This window comes from Bacteroides muris (ex Fokt et al. 2023), assembly GCF_024704895.1.
Classification (GTDB): Bacteria; Bacteroidota; Bacteroidia; order Bacteroidales; family Bacteroidaceae; genus Bacteroides; species Bacteroides muris.
Map to the genome: position 1 here is coordinate 1 of NZ_JAMZEE010000094.1, position 1,319 is coordinate 1,319.

Sequence of the window (1,319 nt, forward strand, 5' to 3'; positions counted from 1 at the left end):
AAGTTCAAACGGAACTTAGTTATATATATGCAAGGCTAAAATCTTGTTAATTACTTAGCTCTATTGGTTGTTTTAAGAGATAAAAAACTCGTTATTAACAAAGGTGAGAAATGATTCATTCATTTCGTCCTAACAAAGGTACATTATTATTTGGTATCAAGAACATTCATTTACATTTATTTAGATTTATATTTATACATTTGCAAAAAGGAAGTTATATACCTTATTATATATAAAATTTAAGGTTCTTCTATATTTAAAGAATGGAATTCAATCAGGCCATTCATTGGTGTTTCTTCAATAATTTCCAGTTCGATGTCAAATTCACGGGCAACTTCCCGCAAAATGGCCGCGTAGCTGTAAGCCAGTGAGCCCACAAAACGAATAGGATAATTTTTGTAGTCATATTGGCAGACATTACGAGTAAAGAAATTTCTTAGATTACCGGTAATCAGCTCAAATACATAGTCATCATTGGTATAATCTGCCAGAAAATAAGATATGGTAGACAAAAAGCGATTGGGGAACGGGCGGTTATACACAGATTCCATAACCTCATTCGGGCTTATACGGAACTTCTCAAAGAAATCCGCCGTTACATCTTTAGGAGCCAAACCTTTCAGTACATCAGACAAAAACATTTTGCCCAATACAGCGCCACTGCCTTCATCTCCTAAGATATAGCCTCCCGCTTTGACATTCTTTACAATGATTTTCCCGTCATAAAAGCATGAGTTCGAGCCGGTTCCCAAGATACAGGCGATGCCTGCCTCGCATTTGAACAAGCCACGTGCAGCTGCCAGCAAATCACTCTCTACCTGAATTGGAGTTTTGAATTGTGCTACCAATGAAGCTCCCAATACATTTTTCTTTTCATAAGAAGTACATCCGGCACCATAATAATAGACTTGTTCCAATTTCCTTTTGAAAAAATGCTCGGGTAATCCTAACCGCACACTTCGGCTAATCTCTCTTCTCGTTTGAAAGAAAGGATTTAAGCCCTCTGTGAAGGCTCGCTGTATCAGACGATTATCTTCAACCAGCGCCCATTCTGTTCTCGTAGAACCACTTTCTGCAATTAGTTTCATAGGTAGTTAGTTTTAGAATTGAATACAAATATATAGCTTTTTTTAATCTTTCCAAGGCTATTTCAAGAAAAAATCATTTTACTGGCCATACATCTCCCTTTTGCTCATATCCTCAATCATCCAACAAAGTATTCCTACTTTTCCAACGCAACCGCGTTTTAGTCAAAACAAGACGATAACAGACTAACAATAAGATACTATCTGACTGAATTCCAAGTTCCGTTTGAACTT

At 36.8% G+C, this 1,319-nt stretch carries 1 protein-coding gene; it reads right to left on the reverse strand.

Annotated features, from left to right (window positions below; translation table 11 throughout):
- Positions 1 to 239: 239 nt before the first annotated feature.
- Positions 240 to 1,088 (reverse strand): hypothetical protein, encoded by an 849-nt coding sequence (locus M1B78_RS18335; protein ID WP_257941481.1) that lies wholly within the window; start codon positions 1,086 to 1,088, stop codon positions 240 to 242.
- Between the last annotated feature and the right edge of the window lie 231 nt (positions 1,089 to 1,319).

Bases quoted from the DNA above. Each gene is read 5' to 3' on its own strand.
- M1B78_RS18335 (WP_257941481.1), bottom strand. From the start codon at position 1,088: ATGAAACTAATTGCAGAAAGTGGTTCTACGAGAACAGAATGGGCGCTG.